Annotated in this window: 24 protein-coding genes and 1 tRNA gene; 14 read left to right on the top strand and 11 right to left on the bottom strand. The window is 37.8% G+C overall.

Annotated elements, in window-relative coordinates:
- Positions 1 to 27: 27 nt before the first annotated feature.
- The 5 genes from ND812_RS02305 to ND812_RS02285 are packed head-to-tail and all read left to right on the top strand — an operon-like array spanning position 28 to position 4,352.
- The gene (locus ND812_RS02305; RefSeq protein ID WP_265374096.1) at positions 28 to 930 is read left to right on the top strand and encodes a peptidoglycan DD-metalloendopeptidase family protein; all 903 of its coding nucleotides are present in this window, start codon (positions 28 to 30) and stop codon (positions 928 to 930) included.
- 46 nt (positions 931 to 976) lie between these two features.
- The gene (locus ND812_RS02300) at positions 977 to 2,152 is read left to right on the top strand and encodes an acyl-CoA dehydrogenase family protein (RefSeq protein WP_265374095.1); all 1,176 of its coding nucleotides are present in this window, start codon (positions 977 to 979) and stop codon (positions 2,150 to 2,152) included.
- A gap of 6 nt (positions 2,153 to 2,158) precedes the next feature.
- Positions 2,159 to 3,190 carry a phosphotransferase family protein gene (locus ND812_RS02295; RefSeq protein ID WP_265374094.1) on the top strand — a complete coding sequence of 344 codons (1,032 nt, stop codon included), beginning with the start codon at positions 2,159 to 2,161 and terminating at the stop codon, positions 3,188 to 3,190.
- A complete protein-coding gene (locus ND812_RS02290) occupies positions 3,180 to 3,638 on the top strand; it encodes a hypothetical protein (RefSeq protein ID WP_265374093.1) in 459 nt (152 codons plus the stop codon). The genes ND812_RS02295 and ND812_RS02290 overlap by 11 nt, the downstream gene beginning before the upstream one ends.
- Complete coding sequence (locus ND812_RS02285; protein WP_265374092.1) at positions 3,639 to 4,352, top strand: histidine phosphatase family protein; 714 nt, start codon at positions 3,639 to 3,641, stop codon at positions 4,350 to 4,352.
- A 14-nt stretch (positions 4,353 to 4,366) separates the two neighbouring features.
- Here ND812_RS02285 and ND812_RS02280 read toward each other — a convergent pair whose 3' ends face one another.
- From ND812_RS02280 to ND812_RS02265, 4 genes are read right to left on the bottom strand one after another with little or no spacing between them, the layout of a single operon-like run.
- Positions 4,367 to 5,062: a hypothetical protein gene (locus ND812_RS02280; protein ID WP_265374091.1), complete on the bottom strand. Its 696-nt coding sequence runs from the start codon at positions 5,060 to 5,062 to the stop codon at positions 4,367 to 4,369.
- Between the two features lie 14 nt (positions 5,063 to 5,076).
- Complete coding sequence (locus ND812_RS02275) at positions 5,077 to 6,093, bottom strand: aldo/keto reductase (RefSeq protein ID WP_265374090.1); 1,017 nt, start codon at positions 6,091 to 6,093, stop codon at positions 5,077 to 5,079.
- Position 6,094: 1 nt separating this feature from the next.
- Positions 6,095 to 6,382 (bottom strand): acylphosphatase, encoded by a 288-nt coding sequence (locus ND812_RS02270; protein ID WP_100725711.1) that lies wholly within the window; start codon positions 6,380 to 6,382, stop codon positions 6,095 to 6,097.
- Between the two features lie 21 nt (positions 6,383 to 6,403).
- The gene (locus tag ND812_RS02265) at positions 6,404 to 6,922 is read right to left on the bottom strand and encodes an RNA pyrophosphohydrolase (RefSeq protein ID WP_265374089.1); all 519 of its coding nucleotides are present in this window, start codon (positions 6,920 to 6,922) and stop codon (positions 6,404 to 6,406) included.
- Between the two features lie 72 nt (positions 6,923 to 6,994).
- Here ND812_RS02265 and sixA point away from each other — a divergent pair, with 72 nt between their 5' ends.
- On the top strand, positions 6,995 to 7,489 hold the full coding sequence (gene sixA / locus ND812_RS02260; protein ID WP_265356643.1) for a phosphohistidine phosphatase SixA: 495 nt from the start codon (positions 6,995 to 6,997) through the stop codon (positions 7,487 to 7,489).
- A gap of 64 nt (positions 7,490 to 7,553) precedes the next feature.
- Positions 7,554 to 7,625: transfer RNA gene (locus ND812_RS02255), tRNA-Pro, on the top strand.
- Positions 7,626 to 7,716: 91 nt separating this feature from the next.
- On the opposite strand, the gene ND812_RS02250 is transcribed toward ND812_RS02255, so the two are convergent.
- On the bottom strand, positions 7,717 to 8,007 hold the full coding sequence (locus ND812_RS02250) for an LIMLP_16025 family protein (RefSeq protein WP_407658435.1): 291 nt from the start codon (positions 8,005 to 8,007) through the stop codon (positions 7,717 to 7,719).
- Between the two features lie 99 nt (positions 8,008 to 8,106).
- Here ND812_RS02250 and ND812_RS02245 point away from each other — a divergent pair, with 99 nt between their 5' ends.
- Together ND812_RS02245 and ND812_RS02240 are read left to right on the top strand one after the other, a co-directional pair.
- Positions 8,107 to 9,147, top strand: a complete 1,041-nt coding sequence (locus tag ND812_RS02245) for an arylesterase (protein WP_265374088.1) — start codon at positions 8,107 to 8,109, stop codon at positions 9,145 to 9,147.
- Positions 9,148 to 9,198: 51 nt separating this feature from the next.
- Complete coding sequence (locus ND812_RS02240) at positions 9,199 to 9,729, top strand: DUF1697 domain-containing protein (RefSeq protein WP_265374087.1); 531 nt, start codon at positions 9,199 to 9,201, stop codon at positions 9,727 to 9,729.
- Between the two features lie 78 nt (positions 9,730 to 9,807).
- Here the strand turns inward: ND812_RS02240 and ND812_RS02235 are convergent, their stop codons facing one another.
- Positions 9,808 to 10,398, bottom strand: coding sequence for a TetR/AcrR family transcriptional regulator (locus ND812_RS02235; protein ID WP_265374086.1), 591 nt, complete (start codon positions 10,396 to 10,398; stop codon positions 9,808 to 9,810).
- 137 nt (positions 10,399 to 10,535) lie between these two features.
- Between ND812_RS02235 and ND812_RS02230 the strand changes: the two genes are divergently transcribed.
- Positions 10,536 to 11,285, top strand: coding sequence for an SDR family oxidoreductase (locus ND812_RS02230; RefSeq protein ID WP_265374085.1), 750 nt, complete (start codon positions 10,536 to 10,538; stop codon positions 11,283 to 11,285).
- Here the strand turns inward: ND812_RS02230 and ND812_RS02225 are convergent.
- Positions 11,253 to 11,753 carry a crossover junction endodeoxyribonuclease RuvC gene (locus ND812_RS02225; protein ID WP_265374084.1) on the bottom strand — a complete coding sequence of 167 codons (501 nt, stop codon included), beginning with the start codon at positions 11,751 to 11,753 and terminating at the stop codon, positions 11,253 to 11,255. The genes ND812_RS02230 and ND812_RS02225 overlap by 33 nt on opposite strands.
- A 134-nt stretch (positions 11,754 to 11,887) precedes the next feature.
- On the opposite strand from ND812_RS02225, the gene ND812_RS02220 reads away from it, so the two are divergent.
- The 3 genes from ND812_RS02220 (at position 11,888) to ND812_RS02210 (ending at position 15,209) form a co-directional block, all read left to right on the top strand.
- Positions 11,888 to 13,564 carry an acyl-CoA dehydrogenase family protein gene (locus tag ND812_RS02220; protein ID WP_265374083.1) on the top strand — a complete coding sequence of 559 codons (1,677 nt, stop codon included), beginning with the start codon at positions 11,888 to 11,890 and terminating at the stop codon, positions 13,562 to 13,564.
- A gap of 122 nt (positions 13,565 to 13,686) precedes the next feature.
- Positions 13,687 to 14,556 (top strand): hypothetical protein, encoded by an 870-nt coding sequence (locus tag ND812_RS02215; protein WP_265374082.1) that lies wholly within the window; start codon positions 13,687 to 13,689, stop codon positions 14,554 to 14,556.
- A 23-nt stretch (positions 14,557 to 14,579) separates the two neighbouring features.
- Positions 14,580 to 15,209, top strand: coding sequence for a hypothetical protein (locus ND812_RS02210; RefSeq protein ID WP_265374081.1), 630 nt, complete (start codon positions 14,580 to 14,582; stop codon positions 15,207 to 15,209).
- A gap of 60 nt (positions 15,210 to 15,269) precedes the next feature.
- On the opposite strand, the gene ND812_RS02205 is transcribed toward ND812_RS02210, so the two are convergent.
- From ND812_RS02205 to ND812_RS02195, 3 genes are read right to left on the bottom strand one after another with little or no spacing between them, the layout of a single operon-like run.
- Complete coding sequence (locus ND812_RS02205; protein ID WP_265374080.1) at positions 15,270 to 15,956, bottom strand: START domain-containing protein; 687 nt, start codon at positions 15,954 to 15,956, stop codon at positions 15,270 to 15,272.
- A gap of 2 nt (positions 15,957 to 15,958) precedes the next feature.
- Positions 15,959 to 17,215 (bottom strand): serine hydrolase domain-containing protein, encoded by a 1,257-nt coding sequence (locus ND812_RS02200; RefSeq protein ID WP_265374079.1) that lies wholly within the window; start codon positions 17,213 to 17,215, stop codon positions 15,959 to 15,961.
- A gap of 12 nt (positions 17,216 to 17,227) precedes the next feature.
- Positions 17,228 to 17,701, bottom strand: a complete 474-nt coding sequence (locus ND812_RS02195) for a TIGR04452 family lipoprotein (protein WP_265374078.1) — start codon at positions 17,699 to 17,701, stop codon at positions 17,228 to 17,230.
- Positions 17,702 to 17,724: 23 nt separating this feature from the next.
- On the opposite strand from ND812_RS02195, the gene ND812_RS02190 reads away from it, so the two are divergent.
- A complete protein-coding gene (locus ND812_RS02190) occupies positions 17,725 to 18,432 on the top strand; it encodes a class I SAM-dependent methyltransferase (protein ID WP_265374077.1) in 708 nt (235 codons plus the stop codon).
- A 114-nt stretch (positions 18,433 to 18,546) separates the two neighbouring features.
- Here the strand turns inward: ND812_RS02190 and ND812_RS02185 are convergent, their stop codons facing one another.
- Positions 18,547 to 19,038: a tellurite resistance TerB family protein gene (locus ND812_RS02185; RefSeq protein ID WP_407658434.1), complete on the bottom strand. Its 492-nt coding sequence runs from the start codon at positions 19,036 to 19,038 to the stop codon at positions 18,547 to 18,549.
- Positions 19,039 to 19,135 lie beyond the last annotated feature (97 nt).

Raw genomic sequence — 19,135 nt, 5'->3', positions numbered from 1 at the left:
AATGGCCGATAATCATTTTAGAAGATTATGTCTAATCGCCTTATTTTTCTGAAATGGACTGTGATTTGGATCGGTTTTGGAGCCGTGACGAATCTATTTCCTAGTCCTCTTACATTGGCCAACCTAGAATATTCGAATCCATCTTTAAAAAACCTCCGTTCCGAAATCAAAGAAAACCTGAGAATTTCAAAATCTGGAACTAAAAAAGAAATCCTCATCCCACTCAAATATTACGAATACAAAGTGAAAAAGGAAGATAACTTTTTCAAAATCATGGCACGAACTGGCATGGATTTAGAAACTTTGTCCTCCGTTAACGAGCTCAGTTCCCCTCATGATTTATCACAAGGGATGATCCTTGAAATCCCAAATATGCGTGGAACATTCCATCCAGAAGAAACGGATGGTAGTGACAAAACAAAATTGCTTTTAGCAGATAAATACCAAATTGATGCAAACAAATTGCAATATGATTCCGAACGAGGTAAGTGGTTTTTACCTGGTATCTCAATGGGGAAATCAGAAAAATCTTTCTTTTACGGATTTGGATTCCAGTTTCCACTAACAGCCGCTATTATCTCATCAAATTTTGGAAAACGATTAGATCCTTTTACTAAAAAGGAAACGTTTCACGGTGGTTTGGATATGGCCGCCAAACAAGGATCAGATGTATTTTCTTCAATGGATGGAGAAGTTAGTTTTGTTGGTGCACAAGGTGGATATGGTAATCTAATTATTATTAAACATATTTTAGGTTACGAAACTAGATACGGACATCTATTGAACTTTGCTGTAAAACATGGACAAAGAGTCAAAAAAGGCGAAAAAATTGGGGAAGTAGGTCAAACAGGTAGAGCGACCGGTCCACATTTGCATTTTGAAATTAGAAGAAATTCAAAAAGAGAAAGACCTATTTTTCGATCACATTAAAAAAAGATTTTACGATCTATCTTGATTGTGTTACTTCTTGGATTCAATGGACTTTGAAATTCCCCAAGAAGTTGAAACACTTCGTAAAAACATCCAATCTTTTATAACGGAAGAAATCATTCCTCTGGAAAAACATTATGATTATGAAAAAGGTCGAATGCCAGAAGATATCAACCAACAAGCACGCGCTAAAGTAAAATCGGCCGGGTTTTGGACACCTCACCTTCCTAAATCAGAAGGTGGATTGGGTTTAGATTTAATTGGAACCTGTATTATTTTTAGTGAACTTGGTCGTTCTCCCATTGCTCCTTATATTTTTAATTGTGATGCTCCAGATGAAGGAAACATGCATTTGTTGTCTCTTGCAGCATCAGAAAAACAAAAAGAATTAATTTTACATCCACTCATCAAAGGCGAACTACGCACTGGATTTGCTATGACTGAACCTTCCCCAGGTGCAGGATCAGATCCCACTTCTTTGCAAACCAATGCAGAAAAACAAGGTGATAAATACATTCTCAATGGACGTAAGTGGTATTGCACTGGCGCAAATGGAGCAAAGTACCTCATCGTAATGGCGAAGGTGAATGGAAGTTTTCGCAAAACAACAATGTTTCTTGTGCCAACTGATGCGAAAGGTTATAAGATGGTACGTGAGATAGAACTCATGGGTTCACACGGACCCGGTGGGCATTGTGAACTCAATTTTGAAAATGTAGAAGTACCTGAAGATATGGTTTTAGGTAGGGTAGGCGAAGGTTTTCGTTTATCGCAGGAAAGATTAGGACCTGCTCGTCTCACCCATTGTATGAGATGGACTGGGATGGCAAGAAGAGCCCTTTCGATTGCGCGAAGTTATGCGAAAGAAAGAGAAGTTTTTAGCTCACGGATAGCCGATCACCAAGGAATCCAGTGGATGTTTGCTGAACGTGCTACTGAGATCGAGATGGCATTCTTATTAACATTGAAGGCAGCTTGGTTATTAAAAATGGGTAAGGATGCAAGACAGGAAACTTCCATGGCAAAATGGAAAGTCAGTGAATCATTGTGTAATACAATTGATATGGCGATCCAAATTTGTGGTGGAAAGGGATATTCAAGAGACTTACCACTCGAATTATTTTATCGAGATGCACGCGCTGCAAGAATTGCAGATGGCCCTTCCGAAGTTCATAAAATGGTCATTGGTCGCAATTATGTATCGGAAAAATGGGATTTTTAAAGATTCATGGATATTAAAGAACTGCAAGAGAAGGTAGAACATCACCTAACTTTAGTATGGAAAGAGCCAGTTCAGATAACTGAGATTTTCCATCTAAGTGGAGGAGCTTGCCAAGATAATTATGCTTTGGAAATACAATCCAAATCTTCCAAAAAATCACTTGTTCTTCGCACTGATAAGGGGGGAAGTTTACTCTCTTCTTTATCGAAACGGGATGAATTTAAAGTAGCGGAACTTGTATACAATGCAGGAGTCAAAACTCCAACGCCAGTTTATTTAGAAGAACAAACTTCTATTATAGGTACTCCTTTTTTTCTGATGGAAAAAATTGCTGGAAAAGCGACAGGTCGTTTCATCACTAAAGATAAAGAATTAGATACCTATCGTAAAACAAAAATGGTTTCTGATTTAGCATCAAATCTTGCAAAACTTCATACAGTAACTCCAGAATCTGTTAAGGAAGAAGACCTAAAACAAAAACTCAAATTAGTCACAGTAGAAAATTATATTAGCCAAGCGATTACCGATTTAAGACAGTCTTTAGACGAATTACCAGAAGCTCATCCTGCGATTGAATTATGCCTCAATTGGATGGAGTCACATGCACCAAACATTGATAAAATTGTTTTAGTTCATGGTGATTTTCGCACTGGTAACTTTATGATGAATGCGGATGGTCTACAAGGAATCTTAGATTTTGAATTTGCCCACTTTGGAGATCGACACGAAGATATCGCTTGGTTGTGTATGCGTGATTGGAGATTTGGTCGTCTCAATAAAGAAGTAGGTGGATTCGGCGATCGAAAGGATTTTTATAAAGAATACGAACTTACCTCTGGTATCAAGGTTGATCCATATAAAGTTTCCTATTGGGAGATCATGGGAAATGTTCGATGGGCCATTGGAAGTGCACAACAGGCTGAAAGGCATTTGTCAGGCAAAGATAAAGGAATCGAACTTGCTTCCATCGGAAGAAGGACAGCAGAAATGGAATGGGAAGCAATGCGTCTCATAGAGGAATTAGAAAATGCAATATAGACCTGATACAAAAGAATTACTCTCTAGCATTCAAGATTTTATGATGAAAGAATTATTACCCAAACTAGAAGGTGATGATTTATTATCATATAAAACACTAGTTTCTTGGAATATGTTAGGTGTCATTGCAAGAGAAATCGAAAATTCAGAATATACCAATCTTTGGTCGGAAATTTTAAATCAGAAATTACGAATCTCAGATTTGGAATCCAAATACGATTTAGAAAGTTTTCAAAAATTATCCAAAAAAGAAAAATACCAAGTTTTATATCATTGGAATCAAAGTTTAGCCCAAACCATTCGAAACCAATCAAACCAATCAAACCAAACGAATTCAAAAACTAATTCCTCTCAAATTGATACATCCCCAAAGGGAAAAGTATGGAATTTGGTTAAAATACAATTAAAAGAAAACCTATCAGTTTCCAATCCGAGGTTCCAAGTATAGATGTCCTATTTATATTTAGTTCGTCATGGTCAAGCGGATCGACTTGGAAAAAATTATGATCAACTAACAGAACTAGGTTGGAAACAAGCAAATCTTTTAGGCGAATATTTTAAACTCCAAAGAATTGAATTTGATTCTGTATATACGGGAACCTTAAACAGGCAAAAACAAACTGCAGATGGAATCATTAAAAGTTTTACCAATGATCAATTTTGTATCCCAGATCCAATTGAAAATTCTGCTTGGGATGAATTTGATTCTAGGATGTGGTTAGGCATTGCGGCCAAAATCCGAAATGCGAATCCATCTTTTGCAAAATTGTATGAATCATATAAAAATGCATGGGAAGAAGGAAAAGAAGAAACTAGGCATTATTTTCAGGAGCTCATACAACTAGTATTGGCCGATTGGGTAAATGGAGTTTGGGGTTCAATCGAACCATACACGTTTGAAGAATATGTTGAAAAGGTATCAAAAGGTCCACTCCAAATCCCTGCTGATGTAAAAAGTACCCTTGTTATTTCTTCAAGTACTCCTATCGCCATTATGATGGGACTAGCTTGCAAAATGAATTATAAAGAGTTTCCTATATTTATGAAATCCATTTTAAATTCCTCTTTAAGTGTGTTTCGTCGTGAAAATCATCATTGGGAACCTGTTAGTTGGAATGGAACTCCCCACTTACAAAATCCAGATTTGATTACAATTGTTTAAGAATGAAAAATGATTTATGGTTGGGTAAAGGAAGACAATAATTTAACTCGATTTTTTGCTTTTTGTCCCCAACCAGATCTCGGATAATTTTTGTACAAATGATCCATTGCAGCTAGTTCTTCTTCATTTGTTTTGCTATAACGAACTGAAATTTTTGGTTCTTCTTGGAATTTAAAATCAACAGTCACATGAAAACTCCCCATAAACACAACAGTACCGGGTTGTAAATCCACTCTTGATTTCCGAATCTCTTCTGGATCAAAATCAATATCGATTTTATTGGCTTGTTTAGTGCTACTAAAAGCAAAATCTGAGGCACCACGATTGAGTAAGTGGACAGCATCAAAAATTTCGTACTGGCCTTCTTTTAGGTTTTGAAAGTAATAATAATGTTCAGAACTTTCACTATATTCGATTGCTTTTTCACCTTTTCTTAATGTTACTTTTTGGAACCTTGGATCAATCAATTCATCTAGTATCATCTCATCTTTAACAATCGTCATATGGACAATAATTAAACTACTTTGAGAATTTTTTGGGCCAAAACTTGAGCACTCGGGAAATAAATAGGTAACCAATAGTAAAATTAAAAATTTACGAAAAATTCCCGAAGTAAACGATTCCCATTTTGAGATTTGTTTTTTATCCGAGATTAAATCGTTTTCAGAATTGCGATCAGTTGGATTTGTATTTTCCGAGTTGGAGCTCATATCAAAATAGGTCCTTAGCCCATTGGGTATTGAATTTTTTTGGATACAGCATTAATCTCGGATAATATTTCATCAGATAAAATAACATCTGTAGCTTTTAAAGATTCTTCAAGTTGTTCCACGGTATTCGCACCAATAATTGTAGAGGCAACAAAATCATGTTGTTTACTCCAAGCAACAGACATCACTGTGACACTCATCCCATATTTATTTGCAATTTCCATCAATTCTTTTGTAGATGCTAACGTTTGTTCATTTAAGAATCGGTTGGACATTCTTTTTTGTCTTTCCCCTTCTGCCATATACCGAACAAAACGAGCTCCCTCCGGTTTTGTAGTACCATTGTATTTTCCAGTTAACACTCCTCCTGCCAATGGAGAATAAGGTAACAGGGAAACACCTTCTTTACGACAAACTTGAGCTAATTCATCTTCAAAACGACGATTGAGAATTGAAAAATTATTTTGGATGGAATCATATCGGACTAAATTGTATTTATCCGATGTCCAAAGACTTTTCATGAGTCCAAAAGAAGTTTCATTGGAACATCCAGCATATCGAATTTTACCTTCTTCTTTCAATTCGGTGAGTGCTTCCATTGTTTCGTCATAAGCTACATCATGATCAGGCCAATGAGTTTGGTACAAATCGATAGTTTCGACACCTAACCTTTGTAAGGAACCTTCAATGGCACGTCGAATGTGATGTTTATCAAGAGCAGTTTTTCCTTCGCGTAAAGGTGGACTAAACCATCCATGCCCAGGACCAGCAACTTTTGTTGCTAAGATGATTCCATCTCTTGGTTTTGTTTTTAGCCATTTTCCAAAAATCTCTTCTGTTCGGTGTACCCAAGATTTTTGAGGTGGTACAGGATAAATTTCTGCTGTATCATAAAAATCAATCCCAGAATCATAAGCTTTGTCTAAAATTCTAAACGCCTCATCTTCGTTACATGAGGAACCAAATGTCATGGTTCCCATACAAATTTCAGAAACCACCATACCTGTTTTGCCAAGTCTTCTTTTTTTCATGTTATTTCTTAATTAAAAAAGTTTTAAATTGATTTTTGGGATCACTCCATTCAATGACATGATCCTTTACCTTTGCTTTTGTAGGTCCTCGTTGCATTGCTCTGTATAAATCTTCGATAAAAAGTTTATCACCTTCTACAACTGCTTCCACTTCCCCATTTGGTAAGTTTTGAGTATAACCTTTGAGTCTCATTTCTTGGGCTTTTTGTAGGATATAATAACGAAATCCAACACCCTGTACGGTTCCCCGTATTAAAATTCTTGCTCTTGCTTCTTCTGATTTTCCCAAAGATTGTCTCCTACAATTACCTTACTTTGATTTAACATTCTCTGCAATGTAATTTTGAATCGCCGATTTAAAAAGAGGAACAAACTTTTCATAAACAGGGCGTTTAAAATCAACAACAGCTCGGATTGTGTCCTCGATTTCCATATGGATTACGGTCAAAAACTCTTGTTCATGGTGAACCAAATCACATTCTTCTAATTCCCCATCCCAATAAAACAAAATCCATCGTTGTAATTGACCACGAAACTTTTGTAAATGAGAATTGAGTCCTAAAGAGTTTGGAAAATCATATGGAATCCAATCAGGGTATTCAGTTACATAAATAGCTTTTTTGATTCCAAGCTCTTCATATAATTCTCGTTTTGCGGCATCTAAATAATCTTCTTCTTCATCGATTCCTCCTTGAGGAAATTGCCAAGATCCAGGAAATTGAATCCGTTCTCCCACAATTACTTTTCCCAAAGAGTTAAATACTACCATTCCTACATTTTTTCGGTAGGGTTTGTTTGTCATAAATGTTAGAATGTCTCTTTCATCCATTTTCGCAAGAAAATCCTTAATTTTTTGTTTCTTGGGAAATCCTTAGTTTCAATCTTGGGATTAGGAGATAGTATGAAGATCATTTTGGTTCGTCACGGTGAGGCAGAAAACTCCACCCCTACCATTTCCGATTCACAACGAGAACTAACCGATAAAGGAAGAAGTGACATTCACAAAATCGGTAAATTTATTAAAAACTCATCTTTATCCGTCAAACAAGTCTATTATAGTCCATATACCAGAACCAAACACACTGCTGAAATTCTTTCCGAAGAATTAAAATACAATGGAGAAATGGTCGCATCTGACGATTTAGCAGCCGGTAGAGGTTGCACCGACATTATATCTTGTTTGGTGAATTTTAGTAATTCCGACACTGTTTTGTTAGTTGGTCATAATCCAGATATCACTTACTTCGCAGCCAAATTATTAGGGAATTCTAGTGTAGCAGAAAATTTAGTTTTCCAACCTGGATCCACAATTGCCATCAATGTTGCGCGAGAAAAATTTAACCATGGCCAAATCATTTGGGCGATTTCTCCTGATAATTTAGGTACGGAATCCTAAGTTAAGTCTTCCGTTTGTAAGGCTTGACCAAGAGGATCTGTTCAGGTTTTTGGATTTCATAACACGGGGTGTAGCGCAGCGGTAGCGCACTTGTCTGGGGGGCAAGGGGTCGCCGGTTCAAATCCGGTCACTCCGATGTTTGGTTAGTGTTTGTGCAAAAAACCCAGCAGGTTTGAGCACAAACCTGCCGGTAGAAAATTCAGGATGGTGAGATGAAAAAATAAAACTTAAGAAGGTTTTTGATCGTTTGTTTCTTTTACCTTGTCTAGATACTTCACAACATTGTCTTTGAGTTCTTCGAATCGAACAATTCCCCAAGCAACTCCCATTTTCACTTTTAGGGCTTTATCACTTGTGTCACTTTCCCCTTGTTCTTTCAATTTTTGAAAGTTGGTTTCGAATTGGCTTTTTTTCTCGTTAAGATCCACAACGAGTTTCTCCCATACTTCTTTGGAAGTTTTAACAGCACCAATTCCAGCGTTCACGATATCTTGTAGTTTGTTTTCCACGTTGCTCATCGGAGGGGACTCCTTCTGGATTCCATTATTTTGCACTGCACAATAATGTCGAGAAAGAAATTGATAGTGGAATCTGAATTCTTACGGTAAACTACTCTCATGCGTTTGACTCCTTTTCGGCTCTTTTTCCTCATTTTTTCCATTTTGGTCTCCCTTTTCAATTGTGGAGGCCAAATCCAAGAAAAACCAATCGTTGGTTGTGAACGAATCTCAGGTACACCAGGCCCAGAAGACTTCGATATCATCCGAGAGTCCTCAATCGTAATTGTTTCCTCTCATGAAAGGAGGAATGGACTCAAAGATATAGGTGCTTTGTTCGAAATTTCATTCTCGGATCCCAAACAGAAATTGTTAGCCAAAAAAGTAGAAACGAATTACCCAGAGAATTTTAGGCCACATGGAATTAGTTATGCGAAAGTGAAAGGAGTGGATACACTTGCCGTGATTTCGCACACACTCCAAGAAGATATCCCACATACAATTGAAATATTCGAACGTTCAAAAGCAGGAAAATGGACTCATACAAAAACATTAAGTGATCCATCTCTTACAAGTCCAAATGATTTATTCATGAATGAATCAGGTGAAATTTTTACATCCAATGACAATGGAACAAGCCAAACTTTTAGAAAGTATTGGGATATGATCATTCGGAGTGGTCGAGCTGATGTATCCTATTATGATGGAAAAACTTTTCAATCATTGGGAGTTCCTGTGATGTTAGGAAATGGAATATACATTCGTAAACAAGGCAAACAAGAGTTATTGTATCGATCTGTATTTTCGGAAAAACAGATTCGATTGTATGAAGTAAATCGTGAGGATGGCAGAATTAGTTTAAAGTATTTAGAATCCATACCAATTGGTGCAGGGCCTGATAATATTTTAGAAGACGATTCGGGGATGTTATGGGTTGCAGCACATGAGTCCGCTTACAAATTCATTCGGCACGTGATGAACCGAAACAATTTAGCTCCCACTCGTGTGTTTAAAATCAACCCAGAAACGAAAGTAGTAACCGAGGTTTATGCAAACGAAGGTGCGGAAATTTCTGCTGGAAGTACAGGTCTTGTTTATAAAGACAAACTACTCATTTCACAGGTATTCGAAGATTTCCTTTTGGTTTGTCCAAAACCTTAACGAAATGATCTGGGAATTTGATCAAAAGTAGAGATTGGCTTTTAATTCAGGATGAAATACATCGCACTATTTAGAGGAATCAATGTAGGAGGGAATCGAAAAGTTGATATGAAACAATTAAGAACCCTCTTTGAATCCTTAGGCTTCATTCAGGTTTCGACTTATATTAACTCTGGTAATATTCTTTTTGAATCAGAGTTAGATACCAAATCCGTTTTAATGAAAATTCAAAAGTGTTTTCAAAATACCTTTGATTTTGAAATCCCAACCATCGTTAAGACGGAAAATGAAATGAAGAAAATCGCAAAGGCCATTCCAGAAGATTGGCTAAATGATCCAACACAAAGAACGGATGTTGCGTACTTGTTTCCAGAATTTGATTCAAAAAGATTGATAGATGAACTACCTATTAAGAAAGAATTTTTAGAGATCCGATATGTAAAAGGTGCCATCGTCTGGAATATCAAAAGAGAAAATGTAAATAAAAGCCAACTCGCCAAACTAATTAGTCACAAATTGTACCAGTCAATGACAATCCGAAATGTAAACACTGCTAGGTTTCTAGCTGGAGAACGAAAGTAATTGCGAAACTTTTGTTTCTGGTTTTCAAAGTTTAAATTTGGAAACCGGATCATATCGATTTCATGATTTAAATTTGTTTTAACCTAATCCTTTTAATACTGCCTCTATCGTATCCGCTAATAAAGTTTCACGATCTACCTCGCAATGTTGAGCAACAAGTTTTGGGTGGGTAAAAGCTGTTCCAGCAGAAATCAGAATGTCAGTGACTAACTTCACATCTCTCTTTTTGATTTTTTTTTGGTTTATGGCTTCTGTCACAAGTTTACCCATTTGGTTTTGCATATTGGACAAGTGGGTTTGAATGAAGGGTTTTGACTCTTCTGCTGCCATATCAAATGCTTTATACAATTCAGGATCCAGTTTTACTTTTTCCAATTTCATTCGGTGTAAATTAAGAAACCATGTCAGGATCTTTTGGATGGGGTCCCTTTTTTCTGTTACAAGCAAATCTTGTTTCTCATCCAATTTTGTTAGCCATCGTTCCGAAACAGCATCAAAAAGTGCAGTTTTGTCTTGGAAATGGGAATAGAGAGCCGCATGGCTAATCCCCATTTCTTTGGCTACATCCACCAATCGAACTTTTTCAAATCCTTTGGCACGCATTTGGTCGATCGCAATTTCCACTGCCTTGTCTTTGATTTCCGTGGCTGTTAAACCGGTTCTTGGCATAAGGAAAGTTTCCGGAGAAAATCGGGAGGGTCAATCTCAAATTACAAAACGAAAAAAATGTCAGTTTGTAAACTTACGGACTTGACTTTTTGTAACTTACAAAATATTATTAATGTAAGTAGGGGTGGTACGAACCAATGCAATTGAATGGAAATACAATCTTAATAACAGGTGGAACGAGTGGGATAGGCTTCGCACTCGCAAAACGATTCTCTGAACTTGGAAATCAAATTCTTGTTTGTGGAACAAACGAAAAAAAAATGGAAGAGATCAAACGATCTTTCCCTAATTGGGGCACATATTGTATCGATATTTCCCGTCCGGAAGAAAGAGAAAGATTATTCTATGAAACGACGAAAGATTTTCCAGAACTGAATGTTTTATTTAATAATGCAGGGATCCAAAGGTATCCAAAATTAAATGAACAAGAACCTTGGAGTCTTCTTGGAAAAGAAATTGATGTAAATTTAGGTGCACCGATTCATCTTTCGATGTTATTCGCTAAACACTTGTTTGCAAAGAAGAATGCGGTCATTTTAAATACGACTTCTGGTTTATCCCATATACCTTTGGCGTATGCTCCAGTTTATAGTGCCACAAAAGCGGCATTACATTCCTTCACATTGACCTTACGATTTCAATTTCGTAACCATCCCATTGAAGTCATTGAAGTTTCTCCACCGATGGTTGATACCGATTTGGGAATCCCTAACACACATACGGCGGGACTCAATTTGGATGAGTATGCGGATAGTGTGATCGAGGGACTAAAAAAGGGAGATTTAGAAATCACCACTGGTTTTTCAACAGTGACAGCGAATGCAAGTCGTGAACAAAAGAATGAAATCTTTTTATCAATGAATTTGGCTCGGAGTACTTCCAACTAAAGAACGACCTACAAAGGCACAAGCGATGGCGTCCCAAGAGTCGTCGTGGCCTTTTAGGTCTTTAAAACCTAAAATCATTTGGATCGCTGCCCTAACTTCTTTTTTGGTGGCGTTCCCTTTGGCAGAAATTCCTTTTTTGATTTGAGTGGCTGTTAATGACACCATGGGAATTTGATTTTCGCCTAAGGTGAGTAAAATCACACCTCGAGATTCTGAAACTTTCATTCCTGTTGTTGTGTTTTGTACGAAAAACAGTTCTTCCACAGCTGCCCATTCCGGTTTGTGTTCGGTGAGAATGGCCTGGAGTTCCCTTCGGATTTGCAGTAAATTATCAGGAGAAGGGGTTTTGGGTGCCACTTCAATTGTCCCATAGCCCAAAAGCGTCGGGTTACGGCGTAGTCCCTCAGGGAAGGACAAGATGGCATATCCCACTCGGTGGGACCCTGGATCAATTCCGATAATTTTCAATTATTTCTTTCCTAAAATCTATCTTCGGGACAGTTTTCACCAACTCAAACCCAAAACCTAGTCTAAAAATGAAAATGACAGGGTACTTTCCTTCCGTATAGTGGAAGAAAACCACCCGCAGGAACGTTAAACACATGACCGCAACGGCAGTGAAACTCGAAAAATCCCAGGCGGAGAAGGCATTGAACGCCCAAGCCGCCCTCCTCAATGAAGTTACGAAACGACTCGCACAGAAAAATTCCGACAACGGTAAAGTTTCCATTAGCAAAATGGACAAAACGCAACATGTGTTTTACCAACTTGCTTGGATGACAGCACAACAACGTGTAGCTGAAAACTTCATCGTATATGCTTGGGACGCTTCCAAAGGAACTGGTGAATTGGAACAGAAAATGGCGCTCACATTTGTGGCGGAAACTGTTTCTAGCATACGTTCTGAATTGGCTGCTCGACCTGCAGAATATGAACTTACATACCAGGAATTATTTTCCAAATTGTTTTCCGATGAAATCAATGCGTTCGTTGAAGCCGCATCGAAAATGGAAAACTACGAAGCCATCGTAGATAAGATCGTTGATCTTGGACATTTTGGTGCTTATGGACTTTCGGAAGACCACGAAAACTTCCGTGGAATTTTCAAAGACTTTGCTGAAAACGTAGTTGTTCCTCACGCAGAACATGTTCATAGACATGATGATTTGATCCCACAAGAGATCATCAATGGCCTTCGCGACATGGGATGTTTTGGTCTTTGTATTCCAGAACAGTTTGGTGGAATCCAACCAAACGATCGCCCTGACAACATCTCTATGTTAGTGGTAACAGAAGAACTCTCTAGAGGCTCACTCGGAGCAGCAGGTTCCCTCATCACTCGTCCAGAAATCATGTCGAAAGCTCTCCTCAAAGGGGGAACTGAAGAACAAAAAAACAAATGGTTACCACTTCTTGCATCTGGTGAAAAATTTGCAGGGATCATGGTAACAGAACCTAACTACGGTTCAGATGTTGCCGGAGTTTCCGTAACAGCAAAAGAAGTAGAAGGTGGATTTGTCATCAACGGTGTGAAAACTTGGTGTACATTTGCAGGGTATGCAAACTTACTTCTCATCCTTTGCCGCACAGAGTCTGATCCTAGTCTCAAACACAGAGGTCTTTCGATCCTTCTTGCTGAAAAACCATCCTTTGAAGGACATGAGTTCAGCTACAAACAAGAAGGTGGTGGGTCCATCCAAGGAAAAGCAATCGGAACGATTGGTTACCGTGGAATGCACTCTTACGAAGTATCTTTTGAAGACTACTTTGTTCCTAAAGAAAACCTACTTGGTGGTGATGCTGGTCGTGGAAAAGGTTTTTACTTCCAAATGGAAGGATTTGCTGGTGGAAGGATCCAAACTGCAGCTCGTGCCAACGGTGTGATGCAAGCAGCTCTTGAAGCAGCACTTCGTTATTCCCAAGAACGTAAAGTATTCGCAAAACCAATTTACGATTATACATTAACTAAGTTCAAAATTGCGAAGATGGCAATGATCACCCAAGCAACTCGCCAATACACAAACTATGTAGCAACGTTACTCGATGACCACAAAGGCCAAATGGAAGCAACACTTGTAAAATTGTATGCATCCAAAATAGCTGAGTGGGTGACTCGTGAAGCAATGCAAATTCATGGTGGTATGGGTTATGCAGAAGAATATCCAGTATCACGTTATTTCGTAGATGCTCGAGTATTCTCAATCTTTGAAGGTGCGGAAGAAGTAATGGCCCTTCGCGTTGTAGCGAAAGACCTTCTTGACCAAGCACTCGCTTCTTAAAAAGAAAATCTTCTGTACCGAAAGGAATTTCCCTTCGGTACAGAACCACTCAAACATTTGTCGAAATGTCATAAAACATACGACATCTACTGTTAAAAAGCCTGAACTTTCAGGCTTTTTTTATGCCTATCGCAAAAACCAAATGGATAAAAAACTTTCTCTTATTTGAAATGAAGTCTAACGTATTACCAGAATCTTATTTCTGTTATATGAAGTTACATTTTGTATTTTATATTTTTACTCTATTGGTTTTGAACGTAACGTGCAAAACTCCAATGCCAGAACTCAGTTCTGAAGCAAAACTTTCGAAAAATAAACCAATATCCATTCGTTGGACAACGACGGATCCCATACTTGCAAAAGTATTTCCTGAGGTTTTTCCTGTTCCACCTGCAATTCTCATTGATGACCAAGTGAACGTTGCAGATTTAACAACGGTTCCTTTGCCTCCTCCTGATCCAAACCAGTTGCATCAACTTCCGCAAAAAAAACCACATAATCCGAACGAACTTCCACGATGGGATCGCGGATTTGAATTAACCAATATAGATAATTTAACGCTTGTCATTCGAAATGAAAGCCAAAGGCCTTTCAAAAGTATTGGGATTAGTTTATTAGCTCTTACGATGGTCTACTATGGAACAATGGAAACAGAAGCGGAGTTGGTCTGGACATCTGGGGAAACAAATTTACATCGTATTTCTTTTTTATCTACTTATGAAACGATATGGGCACCTATGCCATTTTATATCGGTACTGGCTCGAGCGTCATTGCTCCCATGTTAAACGCAAATCGATATCCTTCCAATTTACAAAAATACTGTATCCAAGAAAAACCTTCCAAACTCCGTGAGTCTTTGGAGCAAACTCATTCTGAAAATTGTAAAGAGTATGAATTGTTTTTAAGGAGACTGTTTTTACAGAATTATGAAGTGATTCATTTGCAACTGACAGAATGGGAAAAAAGAAACCAAGATTGGTTCCAACCATAATCATGTAAGTTCAATTGATACAAATGAGACTCTCAAAAATTACAGTCCAAACTTTTTTGCTTAGTATTTTTTTCCTTCCGTTTCAATTCCTTAGTTCAGTATCCATTCCGAAAGAAAATTGGAATATTGTTTTGTATGGAGGGATTTTTACAACCACAGACCTGATCCCAATTGTTTTTCGGCAAAAAACAGACTATAAAGAATCTTATATAGGTACAATTGGTGTTAGTCGGCCGTTGGATTATCGAATTCGTTGGTTTGATTTTTTATGGGAAACAAACATCACGAAACATTTTAGTGGAATGAACCATTGGGAAACAAATACATTCTACATTATTAAAATCAATCGTATCTATGATTCTCCGATTAGTTTATCCTTAGGAGAAGGATTATCTTTAGCATCTGAAAATCCAAAATTCGAAAATAAGGCCAAGGGATATTATTGGGAATCGGGTATACAAAAGGATGCGATTGAATCGAGGGCACTTCTCAATTATATGATGGTAGAAGTCAGCACTTACCTTCCGATTGAACGAAAAACAGAATTATTTTTACGGATCCACCATCGTTCTGGAGTATTTGGATTGTACTGTCCACCTGATCCAAACTGTGGTTCCAACTTTGTTTCTTATGGGCTTCGAACTGCTTTTTAACCTACGAATCCATTCATCATTCATGGATTCATAGGGTTCAATATTTGTTTTTATATAAAACTAATTAGATGGGTTCGTAACTGTAGGTTCCTTAATCCAATCATATTTTGCTTCTTTGTGTTTTCCTTGTTCGACCAATGATTTTAAGTTTAATAGAGTTTCGTAAGGAGTGTCTGTTAGTACTAGGTTGATGACTGATTGTGGTACAGATCCACCTGGCTCAAAATGTGCTTGGTACTCAATTTTGAGTTTCCCATTGGCTAAGGGAGTGAGTTTCCAATACCCTTCAAACGCTGGCATTCGTGTCACACCAGAAGGTGCAGATTTTGCATTTGAATCCAATCGTTTCATTTTCATTGTAGTTGTGAGAGTTTTATCATTTTGATCAAAACTACGATCCATAATGACATCTCGGTCATTGACAGGCCATGGTGCTCCATTCCTTAGATATACAGATGATTTTTTTTCGGATCCAGAAAGAACTGTCAGCTCTTTGCATTGGTGGTATAAGTTTTTACAAGATTGTGGATCCACAAGTAAGGCAATCACTTGGGAAATCGAAGCATCAACTTCTGTTTTACCTAAAAACTCTTCGATATTGGAGCCAGCGACTGGTCTTGTTAGAACTTGGATTCCTTTTTTACGTTTTGATTCTGACCACTCTGGTGTTTGTGCCAAGAGTGGAATCAATTGAACGAATAGGAAACATCCTAGTATGAATTTGAAAACTGTTTGTTTTTGGATCATGGTTACCTGCCTATTTGTGAATGAATGATTGGTCTCACTGTTTCAGCAAAGAATAATGAGGTTGAAGAAGGTGGTAACAAACTCAATCCATTTTTTCTACCAATATTATTTACTGCTAAGATCGCCATGTAATTTCGATTTCGATCCAACCAAGGGTAAAAACCATTGATTCCTATACTATGGGAAATCAAGTCTTTATCACATTCTGCGGGAACATCCGTAACCGTACAAAATCTCCAATTTCCCAATCCATATTGCCATCGGTATCCAAATGCAGAAAATTGTGAATATCCAATCTTTGCTCCATTGTATTGGTCAGACAAAATCTCTGTTACGGACGTTGTTGATAAAAAATTTGTTATATTTCCACCAGAGGAGTTTTTAGCAGTTCCATTGGTCAAAAGTGCGTTCAACATACGTGCATAATGTTCCGGAGAAATGGATAATCCATATGCCCCAGACAAACTTCCATCGGTATCGGTTCCCCCTCTAGAATTCCCTCGCCAAATTGCTTGGCTTGCATCCCATCCAAGTGGAGTTAGGATTAACTGAGTGTAAATTGTGTCCCAAGTTTTGTTACAAGCAACTTCTAACATACGTTGTGCGACAGCCATATGGTTGGAATTGTATTGGAATAAGGCTCCAGGGGTTCCAGTTGATTGGTCTCGAATCTCGCCTACACAGGTATCTTTTTGGGTGGATGTAGCACCAACTGGTAAGGTAGAGATACAGGTAGCCTGCCCAGATCCATTACCACCCCCCGCATTCAATCCAGAAGTAAAAGAAAGTAATTGGCGTAAGGTGACGTTTGCATATGTTCCTGTCCAACCTAACACTTGTGCTGTTGTACGAGATAAAGAAATTGCCCCACCGACAGCACCATTATTACATGTTCCAGTTGTTACTGTCCCGCATTGTGCATATGTACCACTATTTGTGTTACAATCTATGACTCTCATAGCTGTAATTGCGGTGACCCACTTGGATCCAGAAGCAATTGGTTTATAAGTGCTATAATCGAGTACAGATTGTCTCGCATAAATCCGAGATCCATTTTGATCAAAGACTTGGAAACTTGCACCTTCATCTGTTGTTCTTGCGTATTGGTCAAAACAAGAATCCAAACTAAAACAGGATCCAAAAATTCCAGCGATTAATGTTGCTTGTGTATCTTTGTCAGTTGAAACAGGCTTTTGGCATTGAAACAAAAACAAAGATACACTTGTAAAGGCGATTCCAATTAATTTTTTATGATTCATATTGATACCTCGTTATAATCGAATTGGTTCGATTGTGATTATTTTTCCTGTTTTTTCCAAATCACAGGATGCGAACTCAGGAAGTAAATAAGCATCTCTTATGACTCCACCTGTAGTTGTTAGCCCATCATAGATACTTCCCAAAACTAATGCACCTTTGGTGCGAATATCCGATTCACATTGTAGAACCGACGATTCCATAAAGGATTCTTTATCCTCAATTTTGGAAATGTATGAGTACAAAATTTTTGCTAAGAAACCGTTTATGATGAGAAGTGGTGAGATTGGTCCTTGTCCACCTTTCATACCGGATTGGGATAACCAAAATGAAGTAGCTGTCGACTCCGCTTCGAAAATTGCATCGGATATTCTTTTTTTGGCTTCAGATCCTTTTACAGCGCCATAAGTGGGAATACCAATCCCTTCTGTTAGCATACAATTTGTCAAAAAGACAAAGAAAAGAATGGAAAGAATGATTTGTTTCATAGAAAAGGGTACCTCATACCAAAATGAAAAGATGGGAACAAACTAACCTTCAGACTTTGGTTCGCATTCCAGAACCTGAACTCATGGTCGAACCAAATCAGGTGGATTCGTATGCGAATGCTGGATTTGAAACAGCGCACTCGATGATCATTAAACATTTTCAAAACAGACTTCCTCTTAAATTTTCGCCACGTTCGGTGGTAGATTTAGGATGTGGGCCTGGAGATATGTCTTCTCGATTATTCCCATTATTTCCCAATGCCGACTTCACTTACTTAGATGGTTCCAAATTAATGTTAAATTATTGTCAGAAGCGTCTTTTTACGTTAATCGGTGAAAAAAGAAACAATAAAATGTTTTTTAAAAACGAACTTATTCAAGACTTTGTTCCCGAATCCAGTTTTGAACTAGTGTTCTCAAACTCACTTCTCCATCACATTCACAATCCATTTGAGTTTTGGTCTGCGATCCAGAGGTCCATTGATGACGATAGTTTTATCTTTGTTTGCGATTTATTACGTCCCAACTCAAGATCAGAAGCATACCAACTAGTGGAGCGTTATGCGAAAGATGAACCAGAAGTTTTAAAAACAGATTTTCTAAATAGTTTGTTTGCAGCTTTTCGAATTGAGGAAGTAACTGATATGATTACTTCGATTCGTATGAGCCATAAGTTGAATGTAGAAATGATTTCAGATAGACATTGGATTTGTTATTCGAAACCAAGATGATTTACTGAAAGCGAAACCAATTCTTAGGTATCAAATAACAAATCGTTTCCCATCCCTGGTCTTGCATCATAGGATGAAATCCAAATAACAGAGAACGAAAGTATCGTAATAAACTTACGAAAGGTATTTTTTTTCGACTCTTACTTTATCCATAGTACTAATTTTAAATTCTTTCGCTAAGTCTTCTAAGAATTGGGTTTCTGCTTGGTTTAGTGAACCGTCAGATGCCACAATACATACTGCATCCTCGAAAAAATTTAGAGCATATTCATCACTGTCGGCTACTACCTTTGAAATGGTTTTCATCGGTAGAGGGTTATCAAATGTTTTGGAAAGAATCTCTAATACTTGTTTTTTCTGAGATTGGAATCCACTGAGTAGACAATCTGGTTCAAACAGGACATTCACTAATTCACCAACGATTTCCCCTTCCTTTTTTTTGAATTGGCCATCCGCATTACAGGCGTAGGACCACAAACTCAAAAGTACTTTTGCATATTCAATGTGTAGGTCACTTTCAATATCGAGGGTTTTGTGAATGGATTCAGGGTGACTCTTTTTATTGCCCTTGACTTGTTTCAAATTTTGAACGATTTTCTTAGCCATAACAAACAGGAAGTTTATGGTGAATCTCCCTTCCTTCAACTTCATTTTTTTCCGCTTTTCTTGATTTTTCTCAAAAATAGGCTGAATTGGAAAATCC

The organism is Leptospira limi, assembly GCF_026151395.1.
GTDB classification, from domain to species: Bacteria; Spirochaetota; Leptospiria; order Leptospirales; family Leptospiraceae; genus Leptospira_A; species Leptospira_A limi.
This window is presented reverse-complemented; position numbering and strand designations above follow the sequence as displayed.

What these genes read in the sequence shown, in the direction of transcription:
- ND812_RS02265 (WP_265374089.1), bottom strand. Translation starts at nt 6,922, where the DNA reads ATGGATGAAAGAGACATTCTAACATTTATGACAAACAAACCCTACCGA.
- ND812_RS02195 (WP_265374078.1), bottom strand. Translation starts at nt 17,701, where the DNA reads ATGAAACAAATCATTCTTTCCATTCTTTTCTTTGTCTTTTTGACAAAT.
- ND812_RS02290 (WP_265374093.1), top strand. Translation starts at nt 3,180, where the DNA reads ATGCAATATAGACCTGATACAAAAGAATTACTCTCTAGCATTCAAGAT.
- sixA (WP_265356643.1), top strand. Translation starts at nt 6,995, where the DNA reads ATGAAGATCATTTTGGTTCGTCACGGTGAGGCAGAAAACTCCACCCCT.
- ND812_RS02185 (WP_407658434.1), bottom strand. Translation starts at nt 19,038, where the DNA reads ATGGCTAAGAAAATCGTTCAAAATTTGAAACAAGTCAAGGGCAATAAA.
- ND812_RS02295 (WP_265374094.1), top strand. Translation starts at nt 2,159, where the DNA reads ATGGATATTAAAGAACTGCAAGAGAAGGTAGAACATCACCTAACTTTA.
- ND812_RS02300 (WP_265374095.1), top strand. Translation starts at nt 977, where the DNA reads ATGGACTTTGAAATTCCCCAAGAAGTTGAAACACTTCGTAAAAACATC.
- ND812_RS02210 (WP_265374081.1), top strand. Translation starts at nt 14,580, where the DNA reads ATGAGACTCTCAAAAATTACAGTCCAAACTTTTTTGCTTAGTATTTTT.
- ND812_RS02275 (WP_265374090.1), bottom strand. Translation starts at nt 6,093, where the DNA reads ATGAAAAAAAGAAGACTTGGCAAAACAGGTATGGTGGTTTCTGAAATT.
- ND812_RS02280 (WP_265374091.1), bottom strand. Translation starts at nt 5,062, where the DNA reads ATGAGCTCCAACTCGGAAAATACAAATCCAACTGATCGCAATTCTGAA.
- ND812_RS02200 (WP_265374079.1), bottom strand. Translation starts at nt 17,215, where the DNA reads ATGAATCATAAAAAATTAATTGGAATCGCCTTTACAAGTGTATCTTTG.
- ND812_RS02240 (WP_265374087.1), top strand. Translation starts at nt 9,199, where the DNA reads ATGAAATACATCGCACTATTTAGAGGAATCAATGTAGGAGGGAATCGA.
- ND812_RS02190 (WP_265374077.1), top strand. Translation starts at nt 17,725, where the DNA reads ATGAAAAGATGGGAACAAACTAACCTTCAGACTTTGGTTCGCATTCCA.
- ND812_RS02235 (WP_265374086.1), bottom strand. Translation starts at nt 10,398, where the DNA reads ATGCCAAGAACCGGTTTAACAGCCACGGAAATCAAAGACAAGGCAGTG.
- ND812_RS02250 (WP_407658435.1), bottom strand. Translation starts at nt 8,007, where the DNA reads ATGAGCAACGTGGAAAACAAACTACAAGATATCGTGAACGCTGGAATT.
- ND812_RS02230 (WP_265374085.1), top strand. Translation starts at nt 10,536, where the DNA reads ATGCAATTGAATGGAAATACAATCTTAATAACAGGTGGAACGAGTGGG.
- ND812_RS02205 (WP_265374080.1), bottom strand. Translation starts at nt 15,956, where the DNA reads ATGATCCAAAAACAAACAGTTTTCAAATTCATACTAGGATGTTTCCTA.
- ND812_RS02215 (WP_265374082.1), top strand. Translation starts at nt 13,687, where the DNA reads ATGCCTATCGCAAAAACCAAATGGATAAAAAACTTTCTCTTATTTGAA.
- ND812_RS02220 (WP_265374083.1), top strand. Translation starts at nt 11,888, where the DNA reads ATGACCGCAACGGCAGTGAAACTCGAAAAATCCCAGGCGGAGAAGGCA.
- ND812_RS02305 (WP_265374096.1), top strand. Translation starts at nt 28, where the DNA reads ATGTCTAATCGCCTTATTTTTCTGAAATGGACTGTGATTTGGATCGGT.
- ND812_RS02285 (WP_265374092.1), top strand. Translation starts at nt 3,639, where the DNA reads ATGTCCTATTTATATTTAGTTCGTCATGGTCAAGCGGATCGACTTGGA.
- ND812_RS02245 (WP_265374088.1), top strand. Translation starts at nt 8,107, where the DNA reads ATGCGTTTGACTCCTTTTCGGCTCTTTTTCCTCATTTTTTCCATTTTG.